Annotated in this window: 20 protein-coding genes; 1 reads left to right on the forward strand and 19 read right to left on the reverse strand. The window is 58.8% G+C overall.

The annotated features are described in order from the left end of the window. Nucleotides 1–143: 143 nt before the first annotated feature. Nucleotides 144–1,382, forward strand: a complete 1,239-nt coding sequence (locus ACQZ63_RS00810; protein WP_113555856.1) for a L,D-transpeptidase family protein — start codon at nt 144–146, stop codon at nt 1,380–1,382. Nucleotides 1,383–1,394: 12 nt separating this feature from the next. Here ACQZ63_RS00810 and dnaE read toward each other — a convergent pair whose 3' ends face one another. The 19 genes from dnaE to ACQZ63_RS00905 form a co-directional block, all read right to left on the reverse strand. Beyond that, nucleotides 1,395–4,895, reverse strand: coding sequence for a DNA polymerase III subunit alpha (gene dnaE, locus ACQZ63_RS00815; protein ID WP_111799016.1), 3,501 nt, complete (start codon nt 4,893–4,895; stop codon nt 1,395–1,397). Nucleotides 4,896–5,378: 483 nt separating this feature from the next. Next, complete coding sequence (locus ACQZ63_RS00820; RefSeq protein WP_013635957.1) at nt 5,379–6,062, reverse strand: ABC transporter ATP-binding protein; 684 nt, start codon at nt 6,060–6,062, stop codon at nt 5,379–5,381. Between the two features lie 15 nt (nt 6,063–6,077). Then, nucleotides 6,078–7,385, reverse strand: a complete 1,308-nt coding sequence (locus ACQZ63_RS00825) for a lipoprotein-releasing ABC transporter permease subunit (protein WP_003512696.1) — start codon at nt 7,383–7,385, stop codon at nt 6,078–6,080. Nucleotides 7,386–7,500: 115 nt separating this feature from the next. Further along, nucleotides 7,501–8,823: a proline--tRNA ligase gene (gene proS, locus ACQZ63_RS00830; RefSeq protein ID WP_111795870.1), complete on the reverse strand. Its 1,323-nt coding sequence runs from the start codon at nt 8,821–8,823 to the stop codon at nt 7,501–7,503. Between the two features lie 686 nt (nt 8,824–9,509). Then, complete coding sequence (locus ACQZ63_RS00835; protein WP_162633693.1) at nt 9,510–9,815, reverse strand: DUF1467 family protein; 306 nt, start codon at nt 9,813–9,815, stop codon at nt 9,510–9,512. Nucleotides 9,816–9,963: 148 nt separating this feature from the next. Continuing rightward, nucleotides 9,964–11,631, reverse strand: coding sequence for a ribonuclease J (locus ACQZ63_RS00840; protein ID WP_003512693.1), 1,668 nt, complete (start codon nt 11,629–11,631; stop codon nt 9,964–9,966). Nucleotides 11,632–11,838: 207 nt separating this feature from the next. Then, nucleotides 11,839–12,579, reverse strand: coding sequence for a biotin--[acetyl-CoA-carboxylase] ligase (locus ACQZ63_RS00845; RefSeq protein WP_162763622.1), 741 nt, complete (start codon nt 12,577–12,579; stop codon nt 11,839–11,841). Nucleotides 12,580–12,605: 26 nt separating this feature from the next. Beyond that, the gene (gene nuoN, locus ACQZ63_RS00850; RefSeq protein ID WP_003512691.1) at nt 12,606–14,048 is read right to left on the reverse strand and encodes an NADH-quinone oxidoreductase subunit NuoN; all 1,443 of its coding nucleotides are present in this window, start codon (nt 14,046–14,048) and stop codon (nt 12,606–12,608) included. Nucleotides 14,049–14,066: 18 nt separating this feature from the next. After that, on the reverse strand, nt 14,067–15,578 hold the full coding sequence (locus ACQZ63_RS00855; RefSeq protein ID WP_013635953.1) for an NADH-quinone oxidoreductase subunit M: 1,512 nt from the start codon (nt 15,576–15,578) through the stop codon (nt 14,067–14,069). Then, nucleotides 15,578–17,575 (reverse strand): NADH-quinone oxidoreductase subunit L, encoded by a 1,998-nt coding sequence (gene nuoL / locus ACQZ63_RS00860; RefSeq protein ID WP_013635952.1) that lies wholly within the window; start codon nt 17,573–17,575, stop codon nt 15,578–15,580. Before nuoL ends, ACQZ63_RS00855 begins: the two co-directional genes overlap by 1 nt. A gap of 7 nt (nt 17,576–17,582) precedes the next feature. Then, nucleotides 17,583–17,891: an NADH-quinone oxidoreductase subunit NuoK gene (nuoK, locus tag ACQZ63_RS00865; RefSeq protein ID WP_003496445.1), complete on the reverse strand. Its 309-nt coding sequence runs from the start codon at nt 17,889–17,891 to the stop codon at nt 17,583–17,585. 29 nt (nt 17,892–17,920) lie between these two features. Next, nucleotides 17,921–18,535: an NADH-quinone oxidoreductase subunit J gene (locus ACQZ63_RS00870; protein ID WP_003512680.1), complete on the reverse strand. Its 615-nt coding sequence runs from the start codon at nt 18,533–18,535 to the stop codon at nt 17,921–17,923. Nucleotides 18,536–18,676: 141 nt separating this feature from the next. Beyond that, nucleotides 18,677–19,168 (reverse strand): NADH-quinone oxidoreductase subunit NuoI, encoded by a 492-nt coding sequence (gene nuoI, locus ACQZ63_RS00875; protein ID WP_003512679.1) that lies wholly within the window; start codon nt 19,166–19,168, stop codon nt 18,677–18,679. 36 nt (nt 19,169–19,204) lie between these two features. Further along, a complete protein-coding gene (gene nuoH / locus ACQZ63_RS00880; protein WP_013635951.1) occupies nt 19,205–20,251 on the reverse strand; it encodes an NADH-quinone oxidoreductase subunit NuoH in 1,047 nt (348 codons plus the stop codon). 12 nt (nt 20,252–20,263) lie between these two features. Then, nucleotides 20,264–22,345 carry an NADH-quinone oxidoreductase subunit NuoG gene (gene nuoG / locus ACQZ63_RS00885; RefSeq protein ID WP_019565476.1) on the reverse strand — a complete coding sequence of 694 codons (2,082 nt, stop codon included), beginning with the start codon at nt 22,343–22,345 and terminating at the stop codon, nt 20,264–20,266. Nucleotides 22,346–22,501: 156 nt separating this feature from the next. Continuing rightward, on the reverse strand, nt 22,502–23,806 hold the full coding sequence (gene nuoF / locus ACQZ63_RS00890; protein WP_003502381.1) for an NADH-quinone oxidoreductase subunit NuoF: 1,305 nt from the start codon (nt 23,804–23,806) through the stop codon (nt 22,502–22,504). Between the two features lie 10 nt (nt 23,807–23,816). After that, the gene (locus ACQZ63_RS00895) at nt 23,817–24,926 is read right to left on the reverse strand and encodes an NADH-quinone oxidoreductase subunit E (protein ID WP_019565474.1); all 1,110 of its coding nucleotides are present in this window, start codon (nt 24,924–24,926) and stop codon (nt 23,817–23,819) included. A gap of 16 nt (nt 24,927–24,942) precedes the next feature. Next, complete coding sequence (locus ACQZ63_RS00900) at nt 24,943–25,203, reverse strand: hypothetical protein (RefSeq protein WP_013635948.1); 261 nt, start codon at nt 25,201–25,203, stop codon at nt 24,943–24,945. Further along, the gene (locus ACQZ63_RS00905; protein ID WP_003512668.1) at nt 25,203–26,393 is read right to left on the reverse strand and encodes an NADH-quinone oxidoreductase subunit D; all 1,191 of its coding nucleotides are present in this window, start codon (nt 26,391–26,393) and stop codon (nt 25,203–25,205) included. The genes ACQZ63_RS00900 and ACQZ63_RS00905 overlap by 1 nt, the downstream gene beginning before the upstream one ends. Between the last annotated feature and the right edge of the window lies 1 nt (nt 26,394).

The following is a 26,394-nucleotide window of genomic DNA, read 5'->3' on the forward strand; positions in this document are numbered from 1 at the left end:
CGTGAAACCCTGCGGCCTGCAACACCCCGCCCCTATTTTAGATATTACACAAATTAGTGATGTGGCAGACGCCCTATCCTTAAACTTCATTAAACTTCGCGTGGTTGAGTAAACGAAGTTTTGTGCATGTGGTGTATTGCGTCATGTCCCTTCGCTTCCGTCTTCTGACCGGCATGCTGTCGGCCAGCATTCTTGCCTTTCCGGCGCTTGCCGCCGACAACAAGTCCCTGCAGATCGTCGTTTCGAAAAGCGATCAATCGCTGGCGCTTTACGAGAACGGCAAGATCGTTGCTACATCCAAAGTCTCAACCGGCAAGGCCGGGCATGAGACGCCGAGCGGCATTTTTTCGATTCTGGAAAAACGCAAATACCACGAATCGAACATCTACTCGGCCGCGCCCATGCCTTTCATGCAGCGACTGACATGGTCGGGCATCGCGTTGCACGAAGGCAAGGTGCCGAATTACCCGGCCTCGCATGGCTGCGTGCGCCTGCCTTCGAAATTCGCGCAGTCGCTGTTCGGCGAGACCCGCTACGGCGTGCATGTCATCATCACCGACCGGCCGGTTTCTCTGCGCTCCGTACAACATTCAGCCCTGTTTGAGCCGCGGGACGATGCCGATGACGGCAAGCTGCTTTTATCCGACGTCGAGCTGCGCCCCGCGACCTTCGACGCCGCATTGGGCACCGTTGAGGTGGCCGTGAATGAAAAAACGCAAGCCATCAAACCGATGGCCAAAGGCAAGGAGCCCTCGCCCTTGCGCATCCTCATCACCCGGCGCGGCGAGCGCGAAAAGGTGATGGATATTCAGGCCGTGCTGACGCGCCTTGGCTTCGATGCCGGCGCACCGGACGGCTATACCGGAGAAATGACGATCAGCGCCGTCAACGGTTTCAAGCGCTGGAAGGGGCTGAAAACTACCGGGCCGCTACTGACCGACGATTTCGTTGCTGCACTTTACGCATCCGCCGACGAAGATCATCCACCGAATGGCCAGATCATGGTGCGACAGGATTTCAAGCCGCTATTCGAGGCTGCGATCGACATCAAGGATCCCGAGGTGGCACTCGGAACGCATTTCTTCGAAGCCGTTGCCGTCAACCGCGCAGCCGGAACCGCCGAATGGAATGGCGTAACACTGGAAAACCGTCTGCCGGCCGCAGCCCGCAAACGGCTCGGCATCACCGTTACCGAAGCGCCCGGTGGCTTTGACCAGCTAAGCGCCGTACTAGGCCGCCTTGAAATACCGGCCGAAATTCGCTCCCGAATCGAGAAAGAGCTTTCAACCGGCAGTTCGATTACCGTTTCCGACCTCAGTCACCAGATGGAGACAGGGATGGGGACGGACTTCATTACCGTGACAAAGGAAGGGCCGGTTTGAGGGCTTGAGGCCTCACACCAGCTCCACATCAACAACGCCGGGGGCAGAGCGAAGTGCAGCGGCGATCTCAGGGGAAATACGGTATTTCTCCGTCAGCTCCACCTCGATCTCGCGGCTGCCCTCGTCCTTGATGACGATGAAATAAACCGATCCGTCACCTTTGGTATTGAGGTGGCGGGCAACGGTTTTCAGCGGGCCTGAATCGCGCACATAAACCCGCAACGCCTTCTGCATTTGGACGGATTTTTCCTCGAGCGATTGCGCCGTCTGGATGCGAAGACCGATGCCTTCCGGGCGCTCTTCCGCCTGCACGGTGATAACAAGGGATTTGCCCACCTCGAGCAGATCGCGAAACTGGGCAAGCCCTTCGGAAAACAACACCGCCTCATATTGACCGGAGGCATCGGAGAAGGTGACGATACCCATCTTGTTTCCGGTCCGGGTCTTGCGCTCCTGCTTGCCGGTGACGGTGCCGGCCAGACGCCCGGCGGTCGCACCCTGTTTCACTGCGGCGGAAAAATCGGCGAAATTCTGCACCCGCAACTTTTCCAATACGGGGCGGTAGGTATCGAGCGGATGTGCGGTCAGGTAAAAACCGAGCACCTGATATTCGCGCAGCAGTTTTTCCGAGGCGAGCCACGGCTGGAAGGCAGGCAGGATGAGCTTTTCCGGACCGCTTGCGCCGCCGGAGCCGAACATGTCCGACTGGCCGGTAACACGGCTTTCCTGCGCGCGTTGCGAATAACCGATGATACGGTCCAGCCCGCCGATCATCTCGGCACGGTCGCGGCCAAAACAATCGAAACCGCCAGCGTTGATGAGGCTTTCGAGCACACGCCGGTTGATCTGCTTCGGATCGATGCGCAGGCAGAAATCCTCCAGGCTCGCAAATGGCTTGCCGTCGCGCACGGTAACGATGTGTTCCACCGCACCCTCGCCCACGCCCTTGATGGCGGCCAGCGAATAATAGATGCGGTTCTCACCCGTCTCGAACTGCCGGAAGGACGTCTGCACCGAAGGTGCCACGACCTCTATACCGAGACGGCTGGCATCCTGGCGGAAATCATTGAGTTTTTCCGTGTTGGCCATATCCAGCGTCATGGAGGCCGCAAGGAACTCCACCGGATAATGCGCCTTCATATAGGCGGTCTGATAGGACACGATGGCGTAAGCGGCGGCGTGGCTCTTGTTGAAGCCGTAATTGGCGAATTTCGCCAGCAGGTCGAAGATGGTGTTGGCCTGCGGCTTCGACACGCTGTTTCTGATCGCGCCGTCCACGAAGCGCTCGCGCTGCTGGTCCATCTCCTCCTTGATCTTCTTGCCCATGGCGCGGCGCAGAAGATCGGCTTCGCCGAGCGAATAACCTGACAGAACCTGGGCGATCTGCATCACCTGTTCCTGATAGACGATAACGCCCTGCGTTTCCTTCAGGAGGTGGTCGATGGTGGGGTGGATCGACTCCAGCTCCTCCTCGCCATGCTTGCGGGCATTGTAGACTGGAATGTTTTCCATCGGACCCGGACGATAAAGCGCCACCAGCGCAATGATGTCCTCGATGCAGTCCGGGCGCATGCCGATAAGCGCCTTGCGCATGCCGGCACTTTCCACCTGGAACACGCCGATGGTTTCGCCGCGTGACAACATCTCGTAGGTTTTGGCGTCGTCCAGCGGAATTGCGGCGAGATCGACCTTGATGCCGCGTTTGGCAACGAAATCGACGGCAACCTTCAGCACCGTCAGCGTCTTCAGACCGAGAAAGTCGAATTTGACGAGGCCGGCGCTTTCCACCCACTTCATGTTGAACTGGGTAACCGGCATGTCGGAGCGCGGATCGCGATACATCGGCACCAGCTTCGACAGCGGCCGGTCACCGATGACGATACCGGCAGCATGGGTGGAGGCGTGACGGTAAAGCCCCTCGATCTTCTGGGCGATATCCAGAAGTCGGGCAACGACGGGTTCCTTGTCCGCCTCTTCCTGCAGGCGCGGCTCTTCCTCGATCGCTTTTGACAGCGGCGTCGGATTGGCCGGGTTGTTGGGGACCAGCTTGCAGATCTTGTCCACCTGTCCATAGGGCATTTCCAGCACGCGGCCGACGTCGCGCAATGCCGCGCGAGCCTGCAACGAACCGAAGGTAATGATCTGCGCCACCTGCTCGCGGCCATATTTGCGCTGCACGTAGCGGATCACCTCTTCGCGGCGGTCCTGGCAGAAGTCGATATCGAAGTCGGGCATCGACACGCGTTCGGGATTGAGGAAGCGTTCGAACAGCAGCGAGAAGCGCAGAGGATCGACATCGGTGATGGTCAGCGCATAGGCCACGAGCGAGCCTGCACCCGAACCGCGGCCGGGGCCGACTGGAATATCCTGCTGCTTGGCCCATTTGATGAAGTCCGCAACGATCAGGAAGTAGCCGGGAAAACCCATGCGTTCGATGACGCCAAGCTCGAAATCCAGCCTGTCGCGATATTCCTGCTCTGTGTAGCCAGGTGCCATGCCGAGGGCCGCAAGGCGAAGATCAAGACCTTCGACGGCCTGACGGCGAAGCTCTTCGGCCTCTGCCCGTTGCGCCGCTTCGGGATCGTCGCTGGCACCGGTGAAGCGCGGCAGGATCGGCCCACGCTTCTTCAGCACATAAGAACACCGCATTGCGATTTCGACGGTGTTTTCCAGTGCCTCCGGAAGGTCGGCAAACAGCTCCGCCATCTCCTCACGGCTTTTCATATAATGGTCGGGGGTCAGGCGGAACCGGCTGTCATCCGAAACGATGGCGTTATGCGCCACCGCCATCAATGCGTCATGCGCCTCATAATCGGCCCTCGAAGGGAAGAACGCCTCGTTGGTGGCGACCAGCGGAATATCATGTTCATAAGCAAGTCCAATCATACGCCGCTCATGGACGCGGTCGAAACCGGACTGACGCTGCAATTCGATATAAAGCTTGTCACCGAAGAGTGATTTCAGCGCCAGCAAGCGTTCTCTCGCCTGCGCCGTATGCCCTTCCTTCAGAGCCATATCCACCGGACCACCGGAGGCACCCGTCAGCACGATCAGCCCGGCATTGGAGGCTTCCTCCAGCCATGCACGGGTAATATGCACGGACTGGCCACCGCTTTCGCCCTCCAGATAGGCGCGGCTGATAAGGTCCACCAGCCGCTCGTACCCTCCGGCATCCGCCGCGAGCAGCACGATGGCTGGAAGCTTGGCAAGGTGGCTGTTGTGGTTGCGGCGATCATCCACCGCATCCTGCATGTCGATCGACACCTGACAGCCAATAATAGGCTGCAAGCCCTCGTCACGCGCCTTTTCGGAAAACTCCAGCGCGACGAAAAGATTGTTGGTGTCGGTAATGGCTATGGCCGGCTGGCCGTCTGCAACGGCCTTGGACATGATTTTCTTGAGGGGTAAAGCCCCCTCAAGCAGGGAGTAAGCGGAGTGAACCCGCAGATGGACGAAACCGGGTGTTTTCAGCGTTTCGCCAGAGGTCTCTCCACGCGTAACCGTCTCGCCCATATCGTCATCCTGTCATTCTGAATCGAGGGGGGCGATTTTCCGATTTTCGGCCTTCAAAGTCCACCGCCTTTCGGCGTCTATACAGGCTTCTGCGCCGGTGTGCCCTTCACAGGGCAGTGAGGATCACCGAAAAGCTGGCGACAAACACAGCGATGGAGGCGAAAGCGGCAACGTCACGGATGAAATCAGTCATTGGTCTCTCCTTACTCGTTATGTTCTAACTTTGTTCTCATTTTGTTCGATTGTCAACAGGCTTTTATTGATAGTCTCCTTGCTAACGCGGCAGAATCGGCTGCGGTTCCACCTTCGTGAATGGCAAGCCACTGACTCCAAAGCAAAAAACCCGGAGGCAAAAACACCTCCGGGTTCGTGAAAATTCAATTGTGGAAGGACGAGTGGCCTTGCGGGAAACCTGACCGTAGACAGACTCAGCCGCAGAAAAGATCGCAAAGGCGGCGTTATGGTCGCCTTATTGCATTACTATCAGAAGTCTACAATCTTGCCGTCTGCAAGCGTCACGCGGCGGTCCATGCGGTTGGCCAGCTCGTGATTATGGGTGGCGATCAGTGCGGCAAGGCCGGACTGGCGCACCAGCGCCTCCAACGCATCGAACACGTAATGCGCGGTCTCGGGATCGAGATTGCCGGTCGGCTCGTCGGCGAGAAGCAGGAGCGGTGCGTTGGCAACGGCACGCGCAATCGCCACACGTTGCTGTTCACCGCCGGAAAGCTCAGCCGGGCGATGTTCGCCGCGATGGCCGACGCGCATGTAATCGAGCAGCGCGCTCGCACGCTTGCGGGCCTCGCCCTGCGTCAGACCGGCGATGAGCTGCGGCATCATCACGTTCTCCACCGCCGTGAACTCCGGCAGCAGATGATGGAACTGGTAGACGAAACCGATGTCGCTGCGGCGGATCGCCGTGCGCTTTTCATCCGGCAGACCATTGCAGGGCGCGTCATTGATGAAAACCTCGCCAGCATCTGGATGCTCGAGAAGCCCGGCGAGATGTAACAGCGTGGATTTGCCGGTGCCCGAGGGGGCAACAAGCGCCACCATCTCACCACTCTTCAACTCGAAATCGGCCTTGCGCAGAATGGAGAGCGACGTCTCGCCCTGACCATAGGTCCTCTCGACGCCGGTAAGCCGCAGCACTGATTTTTTTGCCATATTGTGAAGCGGTCCTTATTCGTAACGCAGGGCCTGCACCGGATCGAGCTTGGAAGCCCGCCATGCCGGAAAGATGGTTGCCAGGAAAGAAAGCGTCAGCGCCATGATGACGACGGTAATGGTCTCGCTGATATCCATTTCGGCCGGAAGCTGGCTGAGGAAATAGAGCTGCGGATCAAACAGCACCGTGCCTGATACCCAGGAGAAGAACTGCCGGATCGATTCCACATTGAGGCAGACGATGACGCCGAGTGCCACACCGGCGAATGTGCCGACCGTGCCGATGGCAGCTCCCGTCATGAAGAAGATACGCATGACGGCGCCGGAACTGGCGCCCATGGTGCGCAGAATGGCGATATCGCTGCCCTTGTCCTTCACCAGCATGATGAGGCCGGAAATGATGTTGAGCGCCGCTACCAGAACGATGAGCGTCAGTATCATGAACATCACGTTTCTTTCCACCTGCAGGGCGGAAAAGAAGGTCTGGTTACGCTGTCTCCAGTCGGTGATATATATCTGCCGTTCAGCTGCCTGCTCCACCAGGGGGCGGATGCCGTCGACATTGTCTGGGCGACTGACGTAAAGCTCGATGGATTGCACCAGGCCTTCGGCATTGAAATAAAGCTGGGCTTCGGACAGCGGCATATAGATCATCGACGCGTCATATTCCGACATGCCGATCTCGAAGACGCCCGAAATCTTGTAGGATTTGACGCGGGGGTTGACACCCATCGGCGTCACATCGCCTTCAGGCGAAATGAGGGTGATATCGTCGCCCGCCGTCACGCCAAGCTGTGCGGCAAGCCTTGAGCCAACCAGAACCCCGTCGCCCGCCATGAAGCCGACGAGATCGCCGGTCTTGACGTTGGTGGCGACTTCCTTGATCTTGTCGATATCGTCCTGGCGAACGCCGCGCACGAGCGCACCCGAGCCGGCGCCACCGCGACCGGAGGCCAATGTCTGCCCCTCTACCAGCGGCAGGGCCATCGTCACGCCCGGAATGGCGGAGAACTTCTTCGCCAGCTCATCGTAATTGTTGAAGGGCTGATCGATCGGCTGGACGATCATATGGCCGTTGATGCCGAGAATTCGCGAAATCAGCTCCGTTCGAAAACCGTTCATGACAGCCATGACGATGATAAGCGTCGCGACGCCCAGCATGATGCCGACGAAGGAAAAGCCGGCGATGACGGAAATGAACGCTTCCTTGCGCCGCGACCGCAGATAGCGCCAGGCCACCATGCGCTCGAAAGCAGAAAACGGCCGGGCGGTCCTTTCCCGGGCGGAAGGAGCCGCACCCTTGTCAGCCTCGGCTTTTGCCATGTCGTCTCCCTGATCTGAACTTGAAAGGCCGGTTTTCACCGACCCCTGATCTTGATCTCATAAAGCTGGAGCGGATTTCAGGCGAAAACCGCTCGTCACTTTCACCATTTCGCGCTTAGCCAAGCACCCTGTTCATTGCCGCTTCGATTGTGACGGTTTCACGGTCGCCGGTCTTGCGATCCTTCACCTCGACTTCACCGTTCGCTGCCGAACGTGGGCCGACGATGATCTGCATCGGCACGCCGATCAGGTCAGCAGTCGCGAACTTCTGGCCCGCGCGGTCGTCCGTATCGTCATAAAGAACATCCTTGCCGGCATTGGAGAGCGAGTAATACAGCTTTTCGCACGCCGCATCACAGGCTGTGTCACCTGCCTTCATGTTGATAATCACGACATCGAAAGGAGCGACCGAAGCCGGCCAGATGATTCCGTTCTCGTCATGCGATGCTTCAATGATGGCGGGAACAAGGCGTGTCGGGCCAATGCCGTATGACCCCATGTGAACGGGGTGTTCCTTGCCATCAGCACCCTGCACCTTGGCGCCCATCGGCTCGGAATATTTGGTGCCGAAATAGAAGATGTGGCCGACTTCGATACCGCGCGCGGAAAGGCGCTCGCCATCGGGAATGGCGTCATAAGCAGCTTCGTCGTGCATTTCCGAGGTGGCGGCATAGTCAGCCGTCCATTCGTCGAAAACGCCCTGAAGGGCTGCGACGTCGTCGAAGTTGGTATCGTCGGCGGGGATGGCGCGGTCGAGGAAGCTCTTGTGGCAGAAGACTTCGGATTCGCCGGTATCGGCCAGAATGATGAATTCGTGGCTGTGATTGCCGCCAATCGGGCCGGTATCGGCACGCATGGGAATGGCGCGCAGGCCAAGCCGTTCGAATGTTCGCAGGTAAGCCACGAACATCTTGTTATAGGAGTGGATCGCGTCTTCCTTGGTCAGATCGAAGGAATAGGCATCCTTCATCAGAAACTCGCGCGAGCGCATGGTTCCGAAACGGGGGCGGACCTCGTCGCGGAACTTCAGCTGAATATGGTAGAGGTTCAGCGGCAGGTTCTTGTAGGATTTCACATAGGACCGGAAGATGTCAGTGATCATCTCCTCGTTAGTGGGGCCATACAGCATCTGGCGGTCCTGACGGTCCTTGATGCGCAGCATTTCCTTGCCGTAATCGTCATAACGGCCGCTCTCCTGCCACAGCTCAGCGGTCTGCAGCGTCGGCATCAGAAGCTCGATCGCGCCTGAGCGATCCTGCTCTTCGCGGATGATCCTGTTGACCTTGTCCAGAACGCGCTTGCCGAGCGGTAGCCAGGAATAGATGCCAGCCGATTGCTGCCGGATCATACCCGCACGCAGCATGAGGCGATGGGAGACAATCTCCGCTTCCTTGGGGTTTTCCTTCAGGATGGGCATGAAATAACGGCTGAGACGCATGACGACTTCCATTGGTATGGGCAACAACACGCAAAAGCGCGGGAATCGCCCCGAATAGAGGGATATTGGCGCCGTACATAGCTGTTTCTGACCAAGAAGAAAACCCGCCATGCAAAGACCTGCCTAGGCGATTTCGTGGCATTTTCGCGATAGCTAATTCGCGTCAAAACGCTTTGGCCGGAATATTATTCTTGATCCGGTGCGACAAATTGCACCACAGGGAATTTTTTGCCGACTGTAACAAATATGCAAAAAATGAGATGACAAGCATGGGTGATTGGGCTAACTTTAGCTCACAAAAGAGGCAGGAAGTCTAAATTCTTGCCGTTTTCGCGGTCAGTCTTGGGAGGATTCGATCTTAGGCGCGCTTGTCGCTGCCCCGGTAACGGTTACAGATCACGCGAAACCTGAAAAACAAGGCTGAAATGCCTTGTTTTTTTTTGATTCCGGCGAAGTTCACAACCCCGAATGGTTATTCCGGTAAAATTGTGACATCGAATTGCCCGCCAGACACTCTCATGGTGTGTGCACGACTGATATGACATCCATGTGACAGCACTGGTGCATCTTGTGGCGACCATTCATAAAACGGCAGCACAGCTTATGTTGCCTTAAATCGCATCACGAAGCCCGCCACGCTGCAAAATTCTGCGGCGCGCTTAATCCTAGGGCGTGGGTGAGGTGCTTCAGTCGAAAACCGGGATAATTCTCGGAAGGTCGTCCATGCTGACACCGAACCACCAGGTTCCGCCGTACCAGAGCCCGCAGATCAAAGCCGATATCAGCGTTGTCCACAACACGATGCGCCCGCCCCTGAACCTTGACGGGGCGCTTGCAACCGTGCCGATCGCCACATCGCCGTCTTCCTCCTGGGTGCGAAGGCCAATCGGCAGCACAACGAAAAGCACCGTCCACCAGACGATGAAATAAATGGCGAAGACCGAAAGAAGCGGCATGACGTCCTCCTGCGTGATGCGCCCCTTGTAACGCATTCATCCGCGAACCGGAATCACTTCCCTGCAAGATGTATAAAAAGCTGCAAGAGAGGAGAAGGAACGATCGCGGACGGCGATTGCGTCATGTCCGAGATGGTCCGGACATGACGGGGCGTGACGGTTTGAAAACCCGGTATTTTCCGGTTCAGACCTTGGTGACGAAAACCGTCACGATCGGCTTCTTGCCCCATGCCTGATTGGCAGCGGCGCGTACGGCGCGGCGCACTGACTCGCGCAGCAGCGCAAGGTCCTTGCGGCGGGCACGGGGGATGCTTTCCACGGCGCCGAGTACGGCGTCATAGAGCGTATCTTCCATGTCCTCGCCCTCATCATCGAATTCTGGCAGGCCGAAAGGTACGACATCGGGATCTCCGAGGAAGTCGTAGCGGCTGTCCAGCAGCACATTGACGGAGACATGGCCGGCGAAGGAAAGCTTGCGGCGGTTGCTGATCCCCATCTCGTCGAGGTCACCGATGAGGTTGCCGTCCTTGAAGACGCGGCCGTGCGGTGCGTCGTTGATGACTTCCGCAGGACCAGGCGCCAGACGCAGAATGTTGCCGTTACGAACCTTCGGCACCTGAGAAATGCCGGCCTGTTCGGCCAGTTCCTTCTGCGCCACCAGATGCGCCGCCTCGCCATGCACCGGCACCAGGATTTGCGGCTTGGTCCATTCGTACATCCTCAGAAGTTCGTTACGGCGGGGATGGCCGGAGACATGCACCAAAGCCTCATTGTCGGTAACGATATGGATGCCCTGCTCTATCAGGCCGTTCTTGATCTCGATGATCGCCTTTTCGTTGCCCGGAATGGCGCGCGAGGAAAATACCACCGTATCACCGGCAGCCAGCGCCACATTACGCATCTCATCGCGCGAAAGCTTGGCAAGGGCTGCCCGCGGCTCACCCTGCGAACCCGTGAGAATGACGACCACCTTGTTGCGCGGAATATAGCCGTATTCGTCTTCAGCCAGGAACGGCTTGATACCTTCCATGATGCCGAGATCCTGCGAAACGTTTACGACGCGCTTCAGCGACGAGCCGAGCAGCAGCACTTCGCGTCCGGCAGCTTCCGCAGCCTGCGCGATGGAGCGGATACGGCCGACATTGGAGGAGAAGGTGGTGATGGCCACGCGACCCTCGGCATTTTCAATGATCTGGCGCAGCCCCTCAGACACTTCGTGCTCCGAAGGCGATACGCCGTCACGCAGCGAGTTGGTGCTGTCGCACATCAACGCCAGCACGCCCTCCTCGCCGATGGCGCGGAAACGCGCCTCATCCGTCAACGGACCGAGAGACGGCGCCTCGTCAATCTTCCAGTCGCCCGTGTGGATGACATTGCCAAGCGGTGTGCGGATGACCAGCGACATCGGCTCGGGGATCGAATGGTTGACGCCGACGGCCTCGATTTCGAACGGGCCGACATTGATGCGATCACCCGCCTTGAACGGGGTGATTGGAATTTCGGCACGGCTGCCCTCATAGGCGCGCTTTGCCTCCAGCATGCCGGCGGTGAAACCCGAGGCATAGACGGGCACGTTGAGGCCCGGCCACAGATCGTTCAGCGCGCCGTAGTGATCCTCATGGGCGTGGGTGATGATGATGCCTTTGAGGTTCTTCTTCTGCTCGGCGATATAGCTGATATCGGGCAGAACCAGATCGACGCCAGGCAGATCGAGGCCGGCAAAGGTAACGCCGCAATCCACCATGATCCATTGGCGCTTGCTTTCCGGACCGTAGCCGTACAGCGCCAGATTCATGCCGATTTCGCCGACGCCGCCAAGCGGCAGAAATACCAGTTCGTCCTGTTTAGTCATTGTTCTTCTTATCCACTCACGAGAGCGCGCTGGCGACGGCAATATGCCGCGCCCAGCCGCCCGTTTAACAGCATCGGACATGAAACATCATATGATCGACCGGGCCGATGCGGAGCCGGTCTGTCACCCTGCTTTTCATGAGCAGCAGGAAAGCTCCAACCTGTGGGAAGAGGTTCGGCGCGGGTCCTTGAAGACACGCCGTCCACCTCATCCAAAAAACACGTCGCCGGCGGCAATGGAGCGCCTTGTGCCCTCATCCTCATCCAGCAGCAGATAACCATTATCATCAATTCCAACGAAACGCCCGCCGATCGAGCGATCCGGAAAATTGACGGTGATATGTTCGCCGATACCGCAGGCAGCCGCCCGCCATCCGGCCATGACACCGGAAACGCCCCTGCCCTCATCCCAGCTTTGCAGCACATCCGCTGTCTCGCGGAAGAGATGCGCGAACAGCTCGTCGGGGGAGCACGACGCCCCGTGTTCGGACAGCATGGTGACGGGATAAAGCGGATTTTCAGGCTTGTGGGCGATATTGATGCCGATGCCGATGACGATGGCGCGGCGTCCATCCGGCAGAAGTTCGGCTTCCATCAGAATGCCGCAGGTCTTCCGGCGCCCGATCAGCACGTCATTCGGCCATTTTATCTCTAGCGGATCGCCACCCGTCGGCAGCACAGCGCGAATGGCGCGGTAGACGGCGAGCGCAAAGGCAAGCGGCAATGAACCGATGCGGTCCATTGGCGCGGGATCGATGAGAAGAAGCGAAGCGTAGAGGTTGCCTGGTTCAGACACCCAAGGCCGGCCGCGGCGACCGCGCCCGCCAGTCTGGCGGATGGCGGTGATCCACAGATTGCCGCCATCGCCTGCCCTTGCCCGGGCGAAACATTCTATGTTGGTCGATGGCGTTTCCGCCAACGCCTCGTGCCGGAAGTCATCGATGGACATCCGGCCCGTATGCTTGTGCGTATTGCTCAAAAGAACGTCTTTGCCGCAACCGTGACTGCATTGCCCAGCGCACCACCGAAGACGATGAAGGCGACAACGAACAGTCCAGAGAGCGCATAAACGATTTTCAGTTCGCCAGCCGGACGCTCGAAGCTGCCCTTGGCTTCATCGAACCACATGACCTTGACGACGCGGATATAATAATACGCACCGACAACCGAGCCGATCACACCGATGACGGCAAGCGGATAGAGTTTCGCTTCAATGGCAGCAAGGAAGACGTAGTACTTGCCGAAGAAGCCGGCGAGCGGCGGAATGCCGGCAAGCGAGAACATCAGGATCGTCAGAACAACTGCCATGAAGGGGTTGGTGGACGAAAGCCCGGCCAGATCCTCGACATTTTCGACATTGCCGATTTCCTTGCGACGCATGGAGAGAATGCAGGCGAAGGTGCCGAGCGTCATGACCATGTAGATGGTCATGTAGAGAATGACGCCCGAGATACCCGCCTCGGTGCCCGCCGCAAGACCAACCAGCGCGTAACCCATGTGACCGATGGAAGAATAGGCCATCAGGCGCTTGATGTTCTTCTGGCCGATTGCCGCGAACGAGCCGAGCAGCATGGAAGCGATGGAGATGAAGACGACGATCTGCTGCCAGTCGGCAAAGACCGGCTGGAAAGCGTCCACGACGATGCGAACGAAGATCGCCATGGCGCCGATCTTGGGAGCGGCAGACAGGAAGGCTGTGACCGGTGTCGGCGCACCCTCATAAACATCAGGCGTCCACATGTGGAACGGCACGGCGGAAATCTTGAATGCCAGACCGGCAAGAACAAAAACCAGACCGAAGACGAGGCCGAGCGAACGGGTCTCCGCCGTTAGAACCTGGGCGATTTCGGTAAAGCCGGTATTGCCGGTAAAGCCGTAAACCAGCGACATGCCGTAAAGCAGCATGCCCGAGGAGAGCGCACCGAGAACGAAATATTTCAGGCCCGCTTCGGTGGAGCGCAGGCTTTCCCGGTTGATGGCGCAGACGACGTAGAGCGCAAGCGACTGCAGCTCCAGCGCCATATAGAGCGAGATCAGGTTGTTGGCCGAAATCATCAGCAGGATGCCGAGAGTCGCCAGAACCAGAAGCACCGGATACTCGAACCGGCCGACCGGCTCAAAACGGCTCTGGCCGACAGAAAGGATCATGGCGGTGATCGACCCGATCAGCGCCAGCACCTTCATGAAGTTGCCGAAGGCATCGGCGACGTAAACGCCGCCGAAAGCCACACCCGAAGCGGGCGCAAAGACGATCCAGAGACCGACGACGAGCAGCAGGGCCACGGAGAGGCCCGTGACCGTCGTTGTCGACTTGTCGCCCGAGAAGACGCCAATCATGAGCAGCGCCAGCGCGCCGACCGCAAGGATCAGCTCGGGCGTCGCGATGTGCAGACTGGCAAAAAGAATTTCAGCGGTCATGTCCAACGGGTCCTGTCGTCAATTCATAGAAAGCGCAACATTTTGCGCCGCCTGCAATGCAGCCGTATAGTTGTTTACCAGAAGATCGACCGAAGCGGCTGTCGCATCGAAAACCGGAGCCGGATAGACGCCGAAGAAGATCGTCAGCGCAACCAGCGGATAAAGGATGACCTTTTCGCGGGTTGACAGATCGAGCATCGATTTCAGGCTTTCCTTCTCAAGCGCACCGAAAATCACGCGGCGGTAAAGCCACAGCGCGTAAGCGGCCGAGAGGATGACGCCGGTTGCCGCAAACAGCGCGACCAGCGTGTTGGCGCGGAATACGCCGATCAGCGTCAGGAATTCACCAACGAAGCCGGAGGTGCCGGGCAGACCGACATTGGCCATGGTGAAGATCATGAAGGCGACGGCATATTTCGGCATGTTGTTCACGAGACCGCCATAGGCAGAGATCTCACGGGTGTGCAGCCGATCGTAAACGACGCCGACGCATAGGAAGAGCGCGCCCGACACGATGCCGTGCGACAGCATCTGGAAGATTGCGCCCTGCACGCCCTGCACATTGGCCGCGAAGATGCCCATGGTCACGTAACCCATGTGGGCGACGGAGGAATAGGCGATCAGCTTCTTGATGTCGTCCTGCATCATCGCCACGAGCGAGGTGTAGATAATGGCGAGAACCGACAGCGTGAAGACGAAGGGAGCGAAATAGTCCGACGCCAAGGGGAACATCGATAGCGAGAAACGGATGAAACCGTAACCGCCAAGCTTCAGCATGACGCCTGCCAGAATGACGGAACCTGCGGTCGGCGCCTGCACGTGCGCATCCGGCAGCCAGGTGTGTACCGGCCACATCGGCATCTTGACCGAGAATGCCGCGAAACAGGCAAGCCACAGCCAGGTCTGCATGCCGGCCGGGAAGCCGTATTTCAGCAATTCCGTCATATCGGTCGTGCCGGACTGCCAGTACATCGCCATGATGGCGAGCATGGTCAGAACCGAGCCAAGCAGCGTGTAAAGGAAGAACTTGTAGGATGCGTAGACGCGATCCTTGCCGCCCCAGACGCCGATGATGATGAACATCGGGATCAGCGTTGCTTCGAAGAAGACGTAGAAAAGAACCGTATCCAGCGCCACGAAGACGCCGATCATGACAACTTCCAGAAGCAGGAAGGCGATCATGTATTCCTTGATGCGCTTTTCAACCGACTGCCAGCTTGCCAGCACGCAGAAAGGCATGAGGAAGGTGGTGAGGATGACGAACAGCATGGAGATGCCATCGACGCCCAGATGATAGGCGGCGATGTTGCCGAACCATGCGTGTTTTTCCACCATCTGGAAACCGGGGTTCGAATTATCGAAGCCGATCCAGACGAACAGCGACACCAGGAAGGTGAAAACGGTCGTCAGCAGCGAGACGTTGAGAATGTTGCGGCGACCGTAAGGGCCGTTCTCATTGGTCAGCAGCAAGAGCACCACGCCGACGAGCGGCAGAAAGGTGACCGTTGAAAGAATTGGCCAATCGGTCATCAAAACGCACTCCCGAGCATCATCCAGGTGACAAGCGCCGCGATGCCGATCAGCATCGCAAAGGCATAGTGATAAAGGTAACCAGATTGCAGGCGGACCATGCGGTTGGTCACGTCAACCACACGCGCTGCAATGCCGTTCGGTCCGTAGTGGTCGATGACGGCCACGTCGCCCTTCTTCCACAGGAAGCGGCCAAGCGCCTTTGCGGAACGCACGAAGAGGAAGTCGTAAAGCTCGTCGAAATACCACTTGTTCAAGAGGAACTGATAGAGGCCGCGATGGGTCGCTGCCAGACGCTTCGGCGTCTCCGGCGACTTGATATACATGTACCATGCGGTGACAAAACCAAGCGCCATGGCGAAGAACGGGCTCCACTTGACCCACAGCGGAACATGGTGGAACTCGTCAAGGATTTCATTTTCCGGAAGCGTGAAGAGAGCACCCTTCCAGAACTCGGCATATTCATGGCCGAAGAAATAACCTTCGAAGACAACACCGGCGAAAATCGCGCCGACGGTGAGGATGAAGAGCGGGATCAGCATGACCATCGGCGATTCATGCACATGGTGCATCACGTCAGCCGAAGCGCGCGGCTTTCCGAAGAAGGTCATGAACGCCAGACGCCAGGAATAGAAGCTGGTGAACAGCGCGGCGATGACCAGCAGCGTGAAGGCGAAACCTGACAGCACCGAATGGGACGCATAAGCGGATTCGATGATCACGTCCTTCGAGAAGAAGCCGGCAAAGCCGATCATCGTGCCCGGAATGCCTACACCTGTCAGCGCCAGCGTGCCGACGGTCATCGTCCAGAAGGTGATGGGGATATGCTTGCGCAGGCCGCCCATGTAACGCATGTCCTGCTCGCCATCGACGGCATGGATAACCGAACCAGCGCACAAGAACAGCAGTGCCTTGAAGAAGGCATGCGTGAAGAGATGGAACACGGCCGCGCCATAAGCGCCGACGCCAAGGGCCACGAACATGTAACCGAGCTGCGAGCAGGTCGAATAGGCAATCACGCGCTTGATATCGTTCTGAACGAGACCGACGGTCGCTGCGAAGAAGGCGGTGATGGCGCCGACCAGCGTCACGACGGTGAGCGCATCATGCGACAATTCGAACAGCGGCGACATGCGGGCAACCAGGAAGACACCGGCGGTGACCATGGTTGCGGCGTGAATGAGGGCGGACACAGGAGTCGGGCCTTCCATTGCGTCCGGCAGCCAGGTGTGCAGCAGGAACTGCGCCGACTTACCCATGGCGCCCATGAAGAGCAGCAGGCAGACGCCCGTCATCGCATTGGCCTTGTCCAGCTGCATGCCGAACAAGTTGATGACGGTTTCGGTGGAAGCTGCACCTTCAGCCGGCAGATAGGTGCTGGCGGCAGCGAAGATGGTCTCGAAATTGATCGAGCCGAACAGCACGAAGACGCCTGATATGCCGAGAATGAAGCCGAAGTCGCCAACACGGTTGACGATGAACGCCTTCATGGCAGCAGCAGACGCCGAAGGCTTCTTGAACCAGAAACCGATCAGCAGGTACGACGCCAGACCAACGCCTTCCCAGCCGAAGAACATCTGCAGCAGGTTGTCGGAGGTCACCAGCATCAGCATCGCGAAGGTGAACAGCGAAAGATAGGCAAAGAAGCGCGGACGATGCGGATCGTGGTGCATGTATCCGATCGAATAGAGGTGCACCAGCGTCGAGACGGTGTTGACGACGACGAACATGACGGCCGTCAGGGTATCGATGCGGAACGCCCACTCGACGTCGATGCCGCCGGACTGGATCCAGCGCAGCACGGTGACCTTGATCACCTCGCCCGGCTCGCCATGGGCAAGCGCGACGGAGAAGAAGACGATCCACGACAGGACGGCGACCACGATCATCAGACCGGTGGTGACATATTCCGAAGCCTTGGCGCCGATCGACCGGCCAAACAGGCCGGCAATCAGGAAGCCGATCAGGGGAAGAAAGACGATAGCCTTGTAGATCATAGCCTTATCAGCCCTTCATCATATTGACGTCTTCGACAGCGATCGATCCGCGGTTGCGGTAGAAGACAACGAGTATTGCAAGACCGATGGCCGCTTCGGCGGCTGCGACGGTCAGAATGAACAGTGCGAAGACCTGGCCGACGATGTCGTTCAGGAAAGCCGAGAACGCCACCATGTTGATGTTCACCGCCAACAGGATGAGTTCGATCGACATGAGGATGACGATGACGTTCTTCCGGTTGAGGAAGATACCGAAGATGCCGATCGTGAAGAGGATCGCGCTGACCGTCAGGTAGTGGGAAAGACCGATTTCCATATTCTGTTTCCTTGGATCCGTTCGCGCCTTCAGATGCCCTGGCCCGGCTTGACCTTGACCGTGGTGACGGCGGTCTTCGGGTCACGGCCGACCTGCGTGGATATGTTCTGCCGCTTGATGTCGGTGCGGTGACGCAGCGTCAGCACGATGGCGCCGATCATGGCCACCAGCAGCACGAGACCTGCAAGCTGGAAGAAGTAGACGTAATTGGTATAGAGCACGTCGCCCAGCGCGGCCGTATTGGTGCGCACGGCCGGTGACGGGATCGGCATGGTAATCGATTTGGCGGCCTGCGGGTTAAGCACGCTGCCGCCGACCACGACGATCAGTTCAGCCGCGAGGATGATACCGATCAGCGCACCGATCGGCGCATATTGCAGCACGCCGGAGCGCAGCTCCGCAAAATCCACATCCAGCATCATGACGACGAAGAGGAAGAGCACCGCCACCGCACCGACATAAACGACGAGCAGGATCATGGCGAGGAATTCGGCCCCCGTCAGCAGGAACAGCGCGGCTGCGTTGAAGAAGGTCAAAATCAGAAACAGCACCGAATGAACAGGGTTCTTCGATGCGATGACCATGAACGCAGACGCCACGGCGACGAAAGCGAATATATAAAAGAATACAGCGTGCAGACCCATGTTGGTGCCTTCTTGTCCTCATCCGGGCAAAGACCGCGCAATCGCGCGCTCTACCCGTTTCGTCCCCGCCGGCGATAACCGTGCAGGCTCTTTTACTCTTTCTTCGCTTCCCGGGGTCTCCCCCGGAAAGACGGTTGCGCCTTAACGGTAAGGCGCATCCAGTGCGAGGTTGCGCGCAATTTCACGCTCCCAGCGGTCGCCATTGTCGAGAAGCCTTTGCTTGTCGAAATAAAGCTCCTCGCGGGTTTCCGTCGCGAATTCGAAGTTCGGGCCTTCGACGATGGCATCCACCGGGCAGGCTTCCTGGCAGAAACCGCAATAGATGCACTTCACCATGTCGATGTCGTAACGCACCGTGCGGCGGGTGCCGTCATTGCGGCGCGGACCGGCTTCGATGGTGATCGCCTGAGCGGGACAGATCGCCTCACACAGCTTGCAGGCGATGCAGCGCTCTTCACCGTTCGGATAACGGCGCAGCGCATGCTCGCCGCGGAAGCGCGGAGACACCGGGCCCTTTTCGAAAGGATAATTCACCGTGGCCTTCTGCTTGAAGAAGTGGCGCATCGTCAGGAAGATCGCACCGACGAACTCCTTGAGGAACAGTGAATTGACGGCTTGGGAAAGGCTTGCCATCTCAAACTCCAGATTTCTGAGCGAGGAGTACGGACATCAACCGGCCCACCCCGTCAGCTTCAATACGAATGCAACAATAACGACCATGGCGAGCGACAGCGGCAGGAATACCTTCCAGCCAAGGCGCATGAGCTGGTCATAGCGGTAACGCGGAACGAAGGCCTTCACCAGAGCGATCATGAAGAAAACCATGCAGCCCTTGAGCGCGAACCAGACAATGCCCGGAATCCAGTTCAGGAACCACACATCCACGATCGGCAGCCAGCCACCAAGGAACAGGATCGTCGTCAGGCAGCAGATCAGAACGATCGCAGCATATTCGCCGAGCATGAACATCATGTAAGGCGTCGAGCCATATTCGACCATGTGACCGGCCACCAGTTCCGATTCCGCTTCTGGAAGGTCGAAGGGCGGACGGTTGGTTTCGGCAAGGCCCGAGATGAAGAACACGATGAACATCGGGAACAGCGACAGCCAGTGCCAGTCGAGGAACGAGGCCGGCAGACCGATCATCGTGCCGAGGCCGGTGCGCTGCGCCAGAACGATATCCGTGAGGTTGAGCGAGCCGACGCACAGAAGCACGGTGACGATGACGAGGCCGATAGACACTTCGTAGGACACCATCTGCGCCGCCGAACGAAGCGCGCCGAGGAACGGGTACTTCGAGTTCGAAGCCCAGCCACCCATGATGATCCCGTACACTTCAAGCGAGGAAATCGCGAAAATGTAGAGAATGCCGACATTGATATTGGCAACGACCCAGCCATCGGCGAAGGGGATGACCGCGTAGGTGGCGAGCGCCAGCGTTACGGCAACCAGCGGCGCCAGAAGGAAGACCGCCTTGTTGGCGCCCGCGGGAATGACGGGCTCCTTCAGGATGAATTTCAAAAGGTCGGCGAAGGACTGGAACAGACCAAAGGGGCCGACGACGTTGGGACCACGGCGCAACTGCACGGCTGCCCAGACCTTACGGTCGGCAAGCAGAAGGAAGGCGATGGCCACCAGAAGGCAAACGAGAAGCAGCAGGGACTGGCCGACCATGATCAGCGCGGGCCAGACGTAGCTCCAGAAAAACGATTCCATAATCCCCTACCCTTACTCTGCCGCAGCCTGGAAATTGTTGCGGGCCAATGCGGAACACTCGGCCATGACGGCGGATGCGCGCGCAATCGGGTTCGTCAAATAAAAGTCTTTTACCGGCGAGGCAAACGCAGACTTATTGAGGCTGCCCGCGCGAGCGGCAAGTGCCTCGACATCCGCGCCGTTGCCGGCAACGATCTCATCGGTTTCCGCCAGATGCGGATGCGCGACATAAAGCTGGCCGCGCAGCGCCGACAGCGAATCGAACGGCAGCTTCTTGCCGAGCACGTCGGAAAGCGCACGCAGGATCGCCCAGTCTTCACGGGCCTCGCCCGGTGCGAAACCGGCGCGGTTGCCCACCTGAACGCGGCCTTCGGTGTTGACCCAGATACCGGATTTTTCGGTGTAGGCCGCCCCCGGAAGGATGACGTCGGCGTTCATCGCGCCATGGTCGCCGTGGCTACCGATGTAGACGGTGAACTTGGCGCCCTTGTTCGACAGGTCGATTTCATCGGCGCCGAGCAGGAAGAGAACGTCCATGGACGTTACCATTTCGGCAGCAGCAACACCGCCCTCGCCCGGCACGAAGCCGATGTCGAGACCACCGACGCGGGCAGCGGCAGTGTGAAGCACCGAGAAGCCGTTCCACTCTTCGCTGATTGCGCCAACCGAAACGGCAAGCTTCGCAGCGGCCGCGAGAACGGCTGCACCATCGGCGCGTGCCAGAGCGCCCTGGCCGATGATGATCAGCGGGTTCTTGGCGGACTTCAGCTTCTCAATGAAACTGTGAGAGCCATTGGCGAGATCGGAAAGCGTTTCAGCGCCGGAGCCTAGATATTCGTAGTTGTAGCGCAGCTCACCGGCTTCGCCGATCACGCCGATCGGGAAACCACCGCGACGCCAGCGCTTGCGGATACGTGCATTGAGCACGGCCGCTTCATAACGCGGGTTGGCGCCGACGATCAGCAGCGCATCCGCGTGCTCAATGCCTTCGATTGTGGAATTGAACAGGTAGCTGGCGCGACCCAAAGACGGATCAAGCGCTGCGCCATCCTGACGGCAATCGACATTGGCCGAGCCGAGCGACGCCAGAAGCGACTTCAGCGCGAACATTTCCTCGACGGAAGCAAGGTCACCGGCAATCGCGCCGATCTTGCTGCCGCTGGTTGCGGCAACCGCCTGCTTGATAGCGCCGAAGGCTTCGCCCCAGCTTGCGGGCTGCAAGCGGCCATCCTTGCGGACGTAAGGGCGGTCGAGACGCTGCGTCTTCAGGCCGTCCCAGATGAAGCGGCTCTTGTCGGAAATCCACTCTTCGTTGATTGCCTCGTTGACACGCGGCATGACGCGCATGACTTCACGGCCACGGGTATCGACGCGGATCGCCGAACCGAGAGCGTCCATCACGTCGATGGTTTCGGTCTTGTTCAGTTCCCACGGACGGGCAGTGAAAGCGAAAGGCTTGGAGGTGAGCGCACCGACCGGGCAAAGATCGACGACGTTGCCCTGAAGCTCGGAGGTCATCGCCTGCTCGAGATAGGTGGTGATTTCAGCATCCTCGCCACGGCCGATGAGGCCGAGTTCGGCGATGCCGGCAACTTCCGTTGTGAAACGGACGCAGCGCGTGCAGTGGATGCAGCGGTTCATCACCGTCTTGACGAGCGGGCCGATATATTTGTCTTCAACCGCACGCTTGTTTTCCGCGTAACGCGAACCGGCGATACCGAAGGCCATAGCCTGGTCCTGCAGGTCGCATTCGCCGCCCTGGTCGCAGATCGGGCAATCGAGCGGGTGGTTGATGAGAAGGAACTCCATCACGCCTTCGCGGGCCTTCTTGACCATCGGCGTGTTGGTGAAAACTTCAGGCAATTCGCCATTCGGGCCGCCGCGAACGTCGCGCACGCCCATGGCGCAGGATGCGGCGGGCTTGGGCGGTCCGCCCTTCACCTCAATGAGACACATGCGGCAGTTACCCGCGACCGACAAGCGCTCATGAAAACAAAAGCGCGGAACTTCAGCACCAGCCTCCTCGCACGCCTGCAACAGCGTGAAATGATCCGGAACCTCGATCTCTTTACCGTCAACCTTGAGCTTTGCCATGGTTCTACTTACGTCCTGTTGCCTGTTCGTCCCGTGTCTCTCACACGGTCCGCAACAAATCCTTAATCGCGCCCGACACTTCATCTCGTCGGTCAGGCGCTTCATGGTTTTCCGGCGCCGGGATCATCCCCGCGCCGCATGCAAACTGCGAAAAGCTTATTCGGCAGCTTCCAGAACAGCGCCATCATCCATGGCCCTGTAGGTATATTGATCGATGCGCTTTTCGATTTCCGGACGGAAATTGCGGATCAGCGCCTGTACCGGCCATGCGGCGGCGTCGCCGAGCGCACAGATGGTGTGGCCTTCGATCTGCTTCGTCACTTCGAACAGCATGTCGATTTCGCGCTTCTGCGCGTTGCCCTTCACCATGCGTTCCAGCACGCGCCACATCCAGCCGGTGCCTTCACGGCACGGCGTGCACTGGCCGCAGCTTTCATGCTTGAAGAACGCCGCGATGCGGGCGATCGCCTTGATGACGTCGGTGGACTTGTCCATGACGATCATGCCGCCGGTGCCGAAGGACGACTTCACTTCGCGCATGCCGTCGAAGTCCATGATGGCGTCCTTCATGTCCTCACCGCGCACGATGGGGCAGGATGCGCCGCCGGGGATGACGCCAAGCAGATTGTCCCAGCCGCCGCGAATGCCACCGCAATGGTGTTCGATCAGTTCACGGAAGGACAGGCCCAGCGCATCTTCGAAGGTGCATGGACGCTCGACATGGCCGGAGACCATGAACAGCTTGGTGCCGACATTGTTCGGACGGCCGATAGACGAGAACCATGCCGCACCTCGGCGCAGAATCGTCGGAGCAACGGCGATGGATTCGACGTTGTTGACGGTCGTTGGGCAACCGTAAAGACCCATATTGGCCGGGAACGGCGGCTTCAGGCGCGGCTGGCCCTTCTTGCCCTCAAGGCTTTCGAGCAGTGCTGTCTCTTCGCCGCAGATATAGGCACCTGCGCCGTGATGGACGTAGATGTCGAAATCCCAGCCGTTCTTGTTGTTCTTGCCGAGCAGGCCGGCATCGTAACATTCGTCGATGGCGGCCTGAAGCGCCTCACGTTCGCGCATATATTCGCCACGCACGTAGATATAGGCGGTGTGCGCACCCATGGCGAAACCGGCGATAACGCAGCCTTCGATCAGCGTATGCGGATCGTTGCGCAGGATTTCGCGGTCCTTGCAGGTGCCGGGCTCGGATTCGTCGGCGTTGACCACGAGATAATGCGGACGGCCGTCGCTTTCCTTGGGCATGAAGGACCACTTGAGACCCGTCGGGAAGCCTGCGCCGCCGCGACCGCGAAGGCCGGAAGCCTTCATCTCATTGATGATCCAGTCACGACCCTTTTCGATGATCTGCTTGGTGCCATCCCAATGGCCGCGCGCCATCACGCCCTTCAGGGACTTGTCCTTGAGGCCGTAGAGATTGGTAAAGATGCGATCCTGATCTTTTAACATGCTTCACCCTTTACCGCGGCTTCTTGCCGAAGACCCTGATATACTCGGCTTCGCCACCCTTGGCGAGCGCCTCGGCCTGCTTGATCCACTCATCGCGTTCGATGCGGCCCTTGAAATTCAGATAACCATCCACCCAGTCGCACTCGGCCTTCTTCCAGCCGGCAATCTGCGCATAGGTGAAGATGCCGAGCTCGTTAAGCGTGCCTTCGATCTTCGGGCCAACGCCTGAAATGAGTTTCAGGTCATCGGGCGCAGCGGGCTTTTCAATGCCTGCGGGACGGTCGGCCGACTCAAGCGACGGTCTGGATGCTGTCGCTTCCTTGCCTGCCGATTGCTGTTCCCCTGCCTTTGCGTTTTCCGCAGCAGCCTTGGGCTCGTTCGCAGGCGTCTTCAGCTTCGGATCGGTTTCCGGTGCGTCCGTCTTCGGCTTGGCGGCATTCGAAGGAAGAACGGGGGCTGCTTCCGCCGGAGCTTCCGCAGGCTTGTCGAGATTGGAGCGATCTGGCTTGATCTCTTCCGTCAGCGTCGTCAGGCCGCCAACGGGCACCGACTGGTGACGGTCGATCTGGGGGCCGGTCTTGACCGTGTCGCCCTTGCCTGCCTCGAACGTGTCGATGATCTCTTCCAGGCGCTCGGGCGTCAGATCCTCATAGGCATCCTTGAAGATGATGACCATCGGCGCATTGACGCAGGCGCCCTGACATTCCACTTCTTCCCAGGACAGCGTGCCGCTCTCGTTGGTGTGCAGCGGATCGTGGTGGATCTTCTTGCGGCAGACATCCATCAGCGCTTCGGAGCCGCGCAGCATGCAGGGCGTGGTGCCGCAAACCTGAACATGGGCGCGTGTGCCGACCGGCTTCAGCTGGAACTGGGTGTAGAAGGTCGCCACTTCCATGACGCGGATATAGGCCATATCCAGCATGTCGGCGATTTTTTCGATGGCGGCGCGGGTAACCCAGCCGTCCTGCTCCTGCGCACGCATAAGCAGCGGGATAACCGCCGATTGCTGGCGTCCCTCCGGATATTTCTGGATCGTCTTTTCCGCCCATGCGGTATTATCCGCGTTAAAGGCAAATGCCACGGGCTGGAACTGATCTTCGGCTAGTCGACGAACGGACATACTTCCTCACGCCTTTTCAGTTTAACGTCTCACAACGCGATCTCGCCACCGTGACGAATTCGCAGGCATAAGCCGCCTTGTCTTTCTGCATGAACACGATGAACTTGCTGCCATTGGGAACCGAGGCCTTGATCTCGTATCCCGAAGACAGAAGCTGCTTGATGGTGGAACCGCCGCTGCTTGATAGCGATACGCCCCCCTCTTCCGTCGCCGTCTGGGCGAGAACGGAGGTCGACATCGCAGCAAGAAAAGCCAAGATGGCCAGCGGCAGACGCATCAGCGGTCGACCTCCCCGAACACGATGTCGAGGGAGCCGAGCACGGCTGTAACGTCGGCAAGCTGATGGCCCTTGCACAGGAAATCCATCGCCTGCAAATGTGCATAACCCGGCGCGCGGATCTTGCAGCGGTAGGGCTTGTTCGAACCATCGGCGACCACGTAGACGCCGAACTCGCCCTTCGGCGCTTCGACGGCAGCGTAAACTTCGCCGGCCGGAACGTGATAGCCTTCGGTATAGAGCTTGAAGTGATGGATAAGAGCTTCCATCGAACGCTTCATCTCGCCGCGCTTGGGCGGAACCACCTTGCCATCCAGCGAGGAGACCGGGCCGATGCGGTGCTTGCCGGACAGAAGATCGACGCACTGCTTCATGATCTTCACCGATTCGCGCATTTCCTGCATGCGGATCAGGTAACGGTCATAGCAGTCGCCGTTCTTGCCGACGGGGATATCAAACTCCAGATCGGAATAGCACTCGTAGGGCTGCGCGCGACGCAAATCCCAGGCAGCACCCGAACCGCGAACCATGACGCCCGTGAAACCCCAGGCAAAGGCATCTTCAAGCGAGACGACGCCGATATCGACGTTACGCTGCTTGTAGATGCGGTTGTCGGTCAACAGGCCTTCGATATTGTCGAGAACGGTAATGAAGGGATCGCACCATTTGCCGATATCTTCGACCAGTTCCGGCGGCAGATCCTGATGCACGCCGCCCGGACGGACATAGGCCGAGTGCATGCGGGCGCCACAGGCGCGCTCGTAGAACACCATCAGCTTTTCACGTTCCTCGAAGCCCCAGACAGGCGGCGTCATTGCGCCGACGTCCATGGCCTGAGTCGTCACGTTCATGATGTGCGACAGGATGCGGCCGATTTCCGAATAAAGCACGCGGATCAGCTGGCCGCGCATCGGGATTTCGAGACCCAGCAGCTTTTCGACGGCGAGCGCGAAAGCGTGTTCCTGGTTCATCGGCGCGACGTAGTCGAGACGGTCGAAATAAGGCACCGCCTGAAGGTATGTCTTGGTCTCGATCAGCTTTTCGGTACCGCGATGCAGAAGACCGATATGCGGATCGACGCGCTCGACGATTTCGCCGTCCAGTTCCAGAACCAGACGCAGCACGCCGTGCGCGGAAGGGTGTTCCGGACCGAAGTTGATCGTGAAATTGCGGACGTTATGCTCAGTCATT

This window comes from Agrobacterium sp. CG160-95 (assembly GCF_053521725.1).

Excerpts from the sequence above, each read along its gene's own strand:
- ACQZ63_RS00810 (WP_113555856.1), top strand. The coding sequence starts at position 144 with ATGTCCCTTCGCTTCCGTCTTCTGACCGGCATGCTGTCGGCCAGCATT.
- dnaE (WP_111799016.1), bottom strand. The coding sequence starts at position 4,895 with ATGGGCGAGACGGTTACGCGTGGAGAGACCTCTGGCGAAACGCTGAAA.
- ACQZ63_RS00820 (WP_013635957.1), bottom strand. The coding sequence starts at position 6,062 with ATGGCAAAAAAATCAGTGCTGCGGCTTACCGGCGTCGAGAGGACCTAT.
- ACQZ63_RS00825 (WP_003512696.1), bottom strand. The coding sequence starts at position 7,385 with ATGGCAAAAGCCGAGGCTGACAAGGGTGCGGCTCCTTCCGCCCGGGAA.
- proS (WP_111795870.1), bottom strand. The coding sequence starts at position 8,823 with ATGCGTCTCAGCCGTTATTTCATGCCCATCCTGAAGGAAAACCCCAAG.
- ACQZ63_RS00835 (WP_162633693.1), bottom strand. The coding sequence starts at position 9,815 with ATGCGTTACAAGGGGCGCATCACGCAGGAGGACGTCATGCCGCTTCTT.
- ACQZ63_RS00840 (WP_003512693.1), bottom strand. The coding sequence starts at position 11,631 with ATGACTAAACAGGACGAACTGGTATTTCTGCCGCTTGGCGGCGTCGGC.
- ACQZ63_RS00845 (WP_162763622.1), bottom strand. The coding sequence starts at position 12,579 with ATGTCCATCGATGACTTCCGGCACGAGGCGTTGGCGGAAACGCCATCG.
- nuoN (WP_003512691.1), bottom strand. The coding sequence starts at position 14,048 with ATGACCGCTGAAATTCTTTTTGCCAGTCTGCACATCGCGACGCCCGAG.
- ACQZ63_RS00855 (WP_013635953.1), bottom strand. The coding sequence starts at position 15,578 with ATGACCGATTGGCCAATTCTTTCAACGGTCACCTTTCTGCCGCTCGTC.
- nuoL (WP_013635952.1), bottom strand. The coding sequence starts at position 17,575 with ATGATCTACAAGGCTATCGTCTTTCTTCCCCTGATCGGCTTCCTGATT.
- nuoK (WP_003496445.1), bottom strand. The coding sequence starts at position 17,891 with ATGGAAATCGGTCTTTCCCACTACCTGACGGTCAGCGCGATCCTCTTC.
- ACQZ63_RS00870 (WP_003512680.1), bottom strand. The coding sequence starts at position 18,535 with ATGGGTCTGCACGCTGTATTCTTTTATATATTCGCTTTCGTCGCCGTG.
- nuoI (WP_003512679.1), bottom strand. The coding sequence starts at position 19,168 with ATGGCAAGCCTTTCCCAAGCCGTCAATTCACTGTTCCTCAAGGAGTTC.
- nuoH (WP_013635951.1), bottom strand. The coding sequence starts at position 20,251 with ATGGAATCGTTTTTCTGGAGCTACGTCTGGCCCGCGCTGATCATGGTC.
- nuoG (WP_019565476.1), bottom strand. The coding sequence starts at position 22,345 with ATGGCAAAGCTCAAGGTTGACGGTAAAGAGATCGAGGTTCCGGATCAT.
- nuoF (WP_003502381.1), bottom strand. The coding sequence starts at position 23,806 with ATGTTAAAAGATCAGGATCGCATCTTTACCAATCTCTACGGCCTCAAG.
- ACQZ63_RS00895 (WP_019565474.1), bottom strand. The coding sequence starts at position 24,926 with ATGTCCGTTCGTCGACTAGCCGAAGATCAGTTCCAGCCCGTGGCATTT.
- ACQZ63_RS00900 (WP_013635948.1), bottom strand. The coding sequence starts at position 25,203 with ATGCGTCTGCCGCTGGCCATCTTGGCTTTTCTTGCTGCGATGTCGACC.
- ACQZ63_RS00905 (WP_003512668.1), bottom strand. The coding sequence starts at position 26,393 with ATGACTGAGCATAACGTCCGCAATTTCACGATCAACTTCGGTCCGGAA.